The following is a 9,264-nucleotide window of genomic DNA, read 5'->3' on the forward strand; positions in this document are numbered from 1 at the left end:
CAGGCGAATCGACAGAAATTGCGCGGCGGCCGCCCGAAGGCCGACCGCCGCACTCACTTCACTTGATATAGCAGGAGTGGCACAGACCGCAGCAGGAAACAGGCGCCTGCTGCTTCTTCAGCAACCTCAGTAAGCCTCGATCGAGAAGTCCGTGGCGTTGAAAGAACCTACCCCATTGAACTGCGTCGAGTGCAGCGGCAATGCAGCGGAGTGATCAGCATGCTGGCTGGCAGCGCTATCTGTACCACCAGGGAAATACGCGGCCTCTGACCCAGCCAACACCTGTCCGCCCATATCCCGAATGGCATCGTCATGCGCCTGGTCAAGCTCAAGACCGCCCTTCATCAGAGAGTGAAGGCCATACTGTTTGTACTCCGCTCTATTCTCAAGCGTGACCTTTGCGCCCTGCTGCACCAAGACCTCAACAGCAAGATTCGAATGCTTATAGGACACATAGCTCACGCCATCGATTGCGACCGTTGCACCCTTGGCCCAATCCCCCATGTCACCGGGCGTGCCACCGCTTGCGTTCTGCACAGATGCCCCGCCGACCAGCTGATCGGAAAGATACAGGTGACCACTGGCAGACGCCTTTATCATCATCTGCACGCGGTTCGTTTCGCCCGCGTAGAACGCATCGATCTGCCCGTTACGCAGCACATCGCTGACATCAAGCTGCAGAGTTTGCGCGACGCTTCCCATAAGCTCAATGATCTCCATCGAACTGATAGCCACACCCTTCACCATGGTGCCAGATGGCCCGGCAACCTTGAGCGTGTCAATGCCCGCACCACCATGGATGCCGGCAACAGCACCAATGAAGTAATCATCCATCTTCACGGTGAGCGTCACCACGTCGTCACCGTCCGTGCCATAGAAGCTCTCCATGTTGGAGTCGATGATGGCCGGTTCACGGCTTTCCGTCTTGTGGCTGACTTCCTTCCAGGTGAAGCGATCCAGCGTCACGCTCGGCTCATTGGCAATGATTTTGAACGACCCGATGTCCACACGCTCGTCCTGCGGGCTATAGCTGTATGCATTGGCATGGAAGCTTGTGGCGTTGCCGTGAATCGTCTGTTCTTCGATCAGGTTTCCCTTGACGTCATAGAACTGGATCGTCACGCCCTGCTCGCTGTCGATGCCACTGAACCGCAATGCGATCTCGCGAACAGGCTTATCCATCACAAACGTAGCGTTGGCCTTCACTGCATCACTCAGCGTCAACCCGGCATGCGTGGCCGAGGTCAATCCGGTCACCGCCATCACACCACTGGTGCTGACCTTGAAGCCAGCAACCGCATAGGCATTGTCCTCGGGCTCAGCCGTCAGCGCATCGGCCTTTGCCGCCGACACGGTATACGTACCTACCACCTTCTGCGGTTGCGAAACAAGGCCAATCGAACCATTGGCCGCAATGATCTGCGCGGTGACCAGGAAGTCCGCATCCACACCCTGCATCAGCACCTGCGCTGCAGGCACCTTGATGGCAACCTGACCGGCGTCAATATTGGCCTGCGTCAGCACATGGTCATAGGTGACCGTGCCCCATTTGATATGCACCTTGTCGCCGACCTTTGCACCCGTGCCCATCAGCGAAACCTCCACGACAGAGCCATCGGCAGCCTTTTCCGCCGTATACATGCCTTCGGCATCGGCGATGCGCTGAATTTTCGGCGCACCGTTCGCAATGGCTTGCACCTGTTTGGAGTCGGTCAAGCCAATCGAAAGCCCACTCGAAAGCTCGACGATACGCACCTGCGCCGTCCAGTCACCCGGCGGCATGTCCTTCTGGATGACAGCCCATGAGCCCTCAGAGAAGCTTGCATTTACCCAGGTCACCCCGCCATCGGTGGAGACCTGGATCACCATGTCCGGCACGTTATAGGGCATGTTGTCCACTTTGCCGTAGACAATGCGTGCGCCCGCTTCATCGGTTTCCGCCGATGAGATGGAGATGTCACTCGGAAGTCGATGCGGCCCCCACTGCACACCATCGAGGAGTGCAGACGAGGCCTCCGAGTGGGCTGCGTGCACCTGAAAACTGGCGATCGCCTTTCCAGCCGGTGCTTGGTAGTGAATACGCTGAGAGCCGGATACGCCAACTTCGCTATATTCTGTCCCGATAATCTTACCAGATTGATCATAAAAATATATGCGATATATTTTTGAACTCGTACTAGCGTAGGCATTAAGTGCGAAACTTACCTCGCCACTTTCCGAGGGCAGCGTTACGACAAGATACCCAGCAGAAACCAGTTGAAGAGCATTCCCAGCATCTTCCGGTCGCAGAGACTGATCCGTTGTACCCCCTGACATGACCCCACTGGCGTAGATCCCCTTGATCGCCAAACCCGACGGAAGCACATGGTTCGTTAAATATTCACCCAAACGAATCGACGTCATGCTGCTGAAATCTTCAAAGCCGCTGCTACGATTCGGCTCCACAACACGGAAGCCAAAGACAGCCGAGGAAGCCGAGCTTTCCACCGCCGTTGCAACGATATTGTGCAGACCGTAAGCCATCGCCTCCAGCGGAGTAAACGACCATTTGCCAGAGGCATCAGCTTGCGGTCGCCCGATCTCAACACCGTTGTCCATCAAAATCACGATGCCATTCGGTACTGTCCTGCCTGAGATAAGCGGCTTGGTGTCGTCAGTGGAGGAACCGCTGTACAGCTCGCCCTTCTCAGCGCCGAAATCGTCATAGATGGAGGTGATGCTCGGCGCAACAGCAAGCGGCAGAGTCACGCTGAAGTCGAACGCCTCCGACGGATCACTGGCGTTGCCCGCCTTGTCCAGCGCGACCACGGTAATGCTGTGCCCACCAGTACTCAGCGCCGGCACCAGCGTGTACGTCCACTCACCGTCCGCGTTGGCCACAACGCGATCGACCTCTACACCCTTGTTGAGGATGATCACCGTACTGTGCGCTTCCGCCTTACCCTTCAGCGTCGGGGTCGCATCATCGGTTGTCGCACCCTTCTGCAGCGGGCCTTGTACAGCACCCACATCATCCAGCACCTGCTCAATGGTGGGCACGCTCGGTACCGTCAGATCAATTGTCAGATTGAACGGCTTGCTCGGCAGGCTCTCGCCCTTGGCAACCAGCGTTACCGTGGCATGCAAGCTGTGCGTACCTTCAGACAGCTGGGTTTCCGGGGTGATCTCCCACTCCCAGGTGCCGTCGACATCGGCGGTAACCCGGCCAAGCACTTCGCTGCCTTTGTAAATGGTCACAAGACCGCCGGCCGTAGCGGTGCCAAACAGCGTCGGGGTACTGTCGTCAGTGACGCCGCCACTGAACACCTCACCCGTTACGCTGCCCACATCATCACCGGCGTAGTAGATGTTGACCTTCTCCGGGCGCGTATCAACGGTGAACTCGGCAACAGCCGATTGCTGACCAACGTTACCAGCCTGATCCACCGCCGAGTAGCTCAGCATATGCAGGCCATCAGCCAACGGCGTGCCCGGCGTGTAGCTCCACTTGCCGTCCGCGCCAACCGGCACACGATCGAGTTCCTTGCCCTTGTCGTAAATGATCACCGTTGCGTTCGCTTCCGCCGTACCGTTGATGGTCGGCCGGCTGTCATCGGTGATGGCCTGGTCGGTGATAGCGCCGGTGATACGGCCTTCGTCGTCCACAATGCCGGTGATCTGCGGAATACCCGGCGCGATCTTGTCCACGATGATCACATACGGCTCGGACTCCTCACTGACATCATTGTCCGGATATTCGTAAATGACCGTAATCGAGTGCTTGCCCGTGGCGAGCGGGGACGACGGGGTGAACTTCCACTCACCTTCGGCGTTGGTGTCAGCGTAGCCCAACAGGTATCGGCCACGGTAAACATGCACCCTGACGCCGGGATCGGCACTGCCCATGATGGTCGGGTAGCCATCGTCGGTGTAGCCACCATTTTGTATGGTGCCGGTGATCGCCCCATGGTCGTCCACTACTTTCTCGATGACGGGCACCGTGTCCACGGAGTAAGCCGCGACCGAGCCAGCCGCCTTGACCGCACCGTCCGTCAACGGAGAATTGGGGCGCACGCGATTCTTGCTGTCGCCCGCTTCAGGGCCGAGCTCATTGTCTGCGTTGATCTCTTCCACAACCGCAGATTCGGGGACAGCGTTCGTCCCTGCGACAATGCTCTCCGCTTCGGCTTCGGCAACCTCGCTCACGATTGCAGTGCTGATACTGCCATCATCCGTCACGGTCGGTGCCGAAGTATCAATGGCACTCGGAGCTGGATCGTTCGCCATCGCTCCTGCAGCCTGATCCGCCAGCATAAAGCCGCTGGCAACCGGCGCAGGCTGCGATTTTCCGCCGCCGCTGCTATTGCTGCTCAAGGCAAAGCCACCCGCAACTGCGGCTATACCAGCCAGTGTGGTGCTGAGCACGGAGGAGCTGCCCTCTGCGAACTGGAAGCTGGCGACAGGCTGACCTGCGGCCAAGGTGATCAGCGAAGAGGCACCATCACTCATTGCAGCAGCATCGGCAGTGCCGTGCTCGGTAACGACCAAATACTCCAGGTACTCGCCGTCGGCGCCGAGGCCAAGCAACTGGCCATGGCTGCCATAGAAGTCCTCGATGATCACGGCGGTCGATTCGGCGCCGGCCAGTTCCTGCTCGATCACCAGGTTGTTGCCAACGCGCTTGACGCTGATATCGCCGGCAGCAACGCCGCCGTGCATCTCAGTCAGCACATAGCGGGCACCCTTGACTGCGCTGATGCGCTTGGTCTTGCCACCGCCCATACCCGCAAGCTGCTGAGCCTGCACCACAGAACCATCACTAACCACCGATACCATCGCAGTCATTACTTTTCACTCGTTGTTTTTGAGTCACTGGAGACTCCAGGCTCCGGCACGATTCGCCGTCTTGCGATGGAGTCTTTCTATATGGAGCAGAGCCATCTGGTGAAGAGCCCCCAGTTCCAAGGCAGGAAACCAGGGAGCTCCTACAGACGGCAGAGCGTCGGGTCTATTGGGTACACTCTCAGGCAGTCACTCGCACATACGCTGCTCGCGACATCAACGCCAGGATGTTTCACCCGTGATAACAGTAGGGCTGGTATTCGCGAACTGACATAGGGTTAGTCTTAAAGATCGACTACACAGCACGATCCGACACGGTTCATACGTAAGATCACCACGCCCATAGTTTCAGTGGGCGAAATTGAAGGTGGTACCGAGTTTTTTTGCCCGATGAATCCGCTCATCACTTGAGCGATGCCACTCATGATCTACACCATTCACGACATGCCCCGGAAAAGCTCACCCTCGACAGCGGGCACTCCTGCGCCGCGCAAGGCATAAGCCACCGCATCCGAAGCAGAAGCCGAACAAAATCGACAAATTTGGGACGAATCCTATTCGCCATTGCGGCGCCCGACCCCAGACTTTCGCTCCTCGTCGGGAGCAATGGGAACTTTGCACTCCCGGATAAAAACCCACCTGCTGCTGCGGGTGGCTCCATCTGGAACTGCCATGACCAACCCAACTGCACCGGCTGATGAAGCCGTCGTGATGACGAAAGACCAGATCAGCATCGAGGACACGCTGCTGCAAAGCGTGTCCTGGATGTGTGATCACTACGACATGATCCGTAGCCCGGCGGCATTGGTTGCCGGGCTGCCGTGGAATGGTGCGCTATCACCCTCACTTGCCTTGAAGGCGCTGAGCAATGTTGGCCTGACCGGCGGCGTAGTGAAGCGTGTCCTGGCCCAGCTGCCTGCGCAGGTGATGCCTATCATCCTGCTACGCAAGAGCCAGGGTGGCTGCATCCTGCTTGAACGCAGGGAAGTGCGCGACGAGGAGAACAAACGCCACCTGCGCTTCTCGGTGATTCTGCCGGAGGTTTCCGCCGAGCCGGTGGATCTGTCGTACGAAGAGCTTGAAGCGATGTATTCCGGGCACGCCATTCTGGTGAAGCCGCGCGCCCATGTGGACAATCGTGCTGGTGAGGCGCTGCCAGAGACCAAGGGTCACTGGCTGTTCAGCACCTTGTGGCGCTACCGTCGCTACTACCGCAGCGCGGCGATCGCGGCTGTACTGGCCAACGTGCTCGCTTTGGCCAGCATCTTTTTCACCATGAACGTCTATGACCGTGTGGTGCCCAACCAAGCCTTCGTCACGCTTTGGTCGTTGGGCATTGGCGTGGTCATCGCAATGGTCTTTGAAGCGGTCATCCGCTTCGTGCGTGCGCATCTGCTGGACGTTGCCGCCAAAAAGGCCGATCTGGTCCTTGGCGCCATGCTGTTCCGCCAGGCCTTGTCAGTGAAGATGGAGCACAAGCCTGCCTCATCCGGCAGCTTTGCCAATCAGCTGCGTGAATTCGAGTCCGTGCGCGACTTCGCTACATCGGCCACACTGGCGGCGATCTCCGACCTGCCGTTCGTGTTGATGTTTGTTGGCGTGATCTTCGCCATTGGCGGCCCACTTGGCTGGATTCCGTTATTGATCCTGCCGCTGATCATCATCATCTCGGTCAGCATCCAGTGGCCGCTGGCCCGGGTGATGAAGGAAAACCTGCGTGAGTCCTCGCTCAAGCAGGGAGTGCTGATCGAATCCATCGAAGGCATGGAGACGCTGAAGTCCACCGGCGGCACCGCCAACATGCAGCGCCGCTGGCAGCATTTCAGCGCCCTGCAGTCGGCCACATCGATGAAGTCACGGCGGCTGTCCAGCATTGCCACCGGTACGGTTACCCTGCTGCAGCAGCTGCAGACAGTTGTACTGGTCATCACCGGTGTCTATCTGATCACCGCCGGCACGCTCAGCATGGGCGCGCTGATCGGCACCGTTATGCTGGCTGGCCGTGCAACTGCACCACTTGGCCAGGTGATCGGCCTGGCCGTGCGTTTCCAGCAGGCCAAGGCTGCGCTGGAGTCATTGAACAAGCTGATGGCCATGCCGCAGGACCGCGACCCTGGCCAGGATTACCTGCCGGCGCCTGATCTGAGCGGCCAAATTACGCTGAAGAAGATAGGCTTCTCCTATCCAGCGCCACCGATGCAGCCCAACCCGCCGGTGTTGACCGATATCAACCTGTCCATCGCACCGGGCGAGCGCGTCGCCATTCTCGGCCGCATCGGCAGCGGCAAATCGACCCTCCTGCGGGTGATGTCACGCCTGTACTCGCCGACCGAGGGGCAAATATTCACAGACGGCCTGGATGTCAACCAGATTGATCCTGCCGATTGGCGCAAGTCGGTAGGCTTCGTCAATCAGGAAGCGCGTTTGTTTCATGGCACCCTGCGCGAGAACGTGATGCTGGGCTGCCCGGATGCCAGTGTTGATGAGTTCGTACGTGTGCTGCGGCTGACTGGCTTGGACCAGTTTGCCGCCTCACACCCACGCGGCGTCAACCTGCCTATCGGCGAGAACGGCGATGGCGTGTCCGGCGGCCAACGGCAGCTGATTTCACTGGCCAGGACCCTGCTCGCTCGCCCACGACTGTTGCTGATGGATGAACCCACCAGCGCCATGGACGCACAGACTGAAGCCCTGTTCCTTGAACACCTGCACCGTGCAACACAAGGCCAGACACTTGTGGTGGTCACCCATCGCCCTTCCCTGCTCAATCTAGTGGAGCGGGTGATCGTGATGGACAACGGCCGCGTCGTCGCCGATGGCCCCAAGGCCAATGTACTCACCGCATTGGGCGCAAATGCCAATGGCGAACCACGCACACCGGCTGCGCCAGCTGTCAGTCCGCCGGGAACGGCGGCTGCGGCCACAGCCAGCCCAACTGTCGTTGCAACCCCCGTTGCGCGCACAGCTGCGAACGGCACTGCACCTGCACCTGCACCTGCACCTGCACCAGCACCCACCATCCAATCCGCGCCAGCCCGTGTGCGCCAAACCAAGCCGCAACAACAGGAGGCTCAGTGATGTTCCCTTGGAAGAAAACCAAGAAAGACACAGCATCGATCAGCGCCGCCGATGCGGCCTTCATGGATGATGTCTCCGAATCGTTGCTTGCCCAGACCACACCGGGCTCGCGTATCGTCACCTACATGGTGTTGCTGGTCGTGGTGGTCGGCATCACCTGGGCCCACTTTGCCCGCGTTGAGGAGATCACCAAGGGCGAGGCCAAGATCGTCTCGAAGAGCCGCGAGCAGGTCATCCAGAGCCTGGAAGGCGGCATCCTGGCTGAAATGTCGGCGCACGAAGGTGATGTCGTCGAAAGCGGCCAGGTGCTGCTGAAGATTGACCCCACCCGCGCCAACGCCAGCTACCGCGAGGCGCTGAGCAAGGTGATCTCGCTCAAGGCCACCATCGCCCGCCTGCGCGCTGAAGCCTATGGCGAGCCACTGGTATTCGATGAGCAGGTGCGTCAATTCGAAGACGAAGTTGCCAGCGAGACCCGCGCGTTCAACGCCCGTCGCCGCGCCCTGGAAGAAGGCGTCGCCTCGCTTGAGCAGAGCTATGCATTGTCCATGCGCGAGATCAACCTTGCACAGCCACTGGCGGCCAAGGGCCTGCTTTCAGATGTGGAACTGTTGCGCATGCGCAGGCAGGCCAACGACATCCGTTCGCAGATTGTGGAACGCCGAAACCGTTATCGTTCGGATGCAAACTCCGAGTTGGTCAAGCTGGAAATGGAACTTTCGCAAACCAGCGAGAACCTGGTCGGTCGCGCCGACGTGGTTGAGCGCACCACCATCACCGCACCGGTACGCGGCACGGTGAAGAACGTACGGGTCAACACGGTGGGCGGCGTGATCCAGCCCGGCGAGCACATTCTTGAGATCGTTCCACTGGAAGACCAGCTGTTGGTGGAAGGCAAGATCCGTCCTTCCGATGTCGCATTCCTACGCCCTGGCTTGCCGGCGAAAGTGAAGATAACCGCATATGACTATGGCATCTACGGCGGCTTGGATGGCAAAGTCGAGTTGATCAGTCCAGACACATTGAAGGACGAAGAGAAAGGCGGCGCTGGTCGTCCCGACAGCACCTATTACCGTGTGACCGTGCTTACCGACAAGAGCGCATTGGAAGCCGGCGGCAAAGAGCTGCCGATCATCCCGGGCATGATCGCCTCGGTGGAAATCCGCACCGGCGAAAAAACCGTGCTGGAGTATCTGCTCAAGCCGGTATTGAAGGCACGCGAAGCCTTCCGCGAACGGTAATTGCCGGAACGTTGATTGTTGAATGCCGGCGCCATCTTGCGTGGCCCGGGCAAGCGCAGCGCGGCTGGGGCTCCCCAGGTACTTTCCGCCAAGAACGGTACCTCCCAGCCGCGCTGTGCTTGCC

Annotated in this window: 3 protein-coding genes; 2 read left to right on the plus strand and 1 reads right to left on the minus strand. The window is 59.2% G+C overall.

The genetic code is table 11. The features are described 5' to 3' along the window. Positions 1–126: 126 nt before the first annotated feature. A complete protein-coding gene (locus ACVOLV_RS09965; protein ID WP_481554248.1) occupies positions 127–4,824 on the minus strand; it encodes an Ig-like domain-containing protein in 4,698 nt (1,565 codons plus the stop codon). 669 nt (positions 4,825–5,493) lie between these two features. On the opposite strand from ACVOLV_RS09965, the gene ACVOLV_RS09970 reads away from it, so the two are divergent. Both ACVOLV_RS09970 and ACVOLV_RS09975 read left to right on the plus strand, forming a co-directional pair. Next, entirely contained in the window at positions 5,494–7,899 is a 2,406-nt protein-coding gene (locus ACVOLV_RS09970) for a type I secretion system permease/ATPase (RefSeq protein WP_481554249.1), read from the plus strand. Next, positions 7,899–9,140: an HlyD family type I secretion periplasmic adaptor subunit gene (locus ACVOLV_RS09975; RefSeq protein ID WP_481554250.1), complete on the plus strand. Its 1,242-nt coding sequence runs from the start codon at positions 7,899–7,901 to the stop codon at positions 9,138–9,140. The genes ACVOLV_RS09970 and ACVOLV_RS09975 overlap by 1 nt, the downstream gene beginning before the upstream one ends. Positions 9,141–9,264 lie beyond the last annotated feature (124 nt).

The organism is Stenotrophomonas sp. STEN023 (assembly GCF_056760135.1).

Excerpts from the sequence above, each read along its gene's own strand:
- ACVOLV_RS09975 (WP_481554250.1), top strand. The coding sequence starts at position 7,899 with ATGTTCCCTTGGAAGAAAACCAAGAAAGACACAGCATCGATCAGCGCC.
- ACVOLV_RS09965 (WP_481554248.1), bottom strand. The coding sequence starts at position 4,824 with ATGACTGCGATGGTATCGGTGGTTAGTGATGGTTCTGTGGTGCAGGCT.
- ACVOLV_RS09970 (WP_481554249.1), top strand. The coding sequence starts at position 5,494 with ATGACCAACCCAACTGCACCGGCTGATGAAGCCGTCGTGATGACGAAA.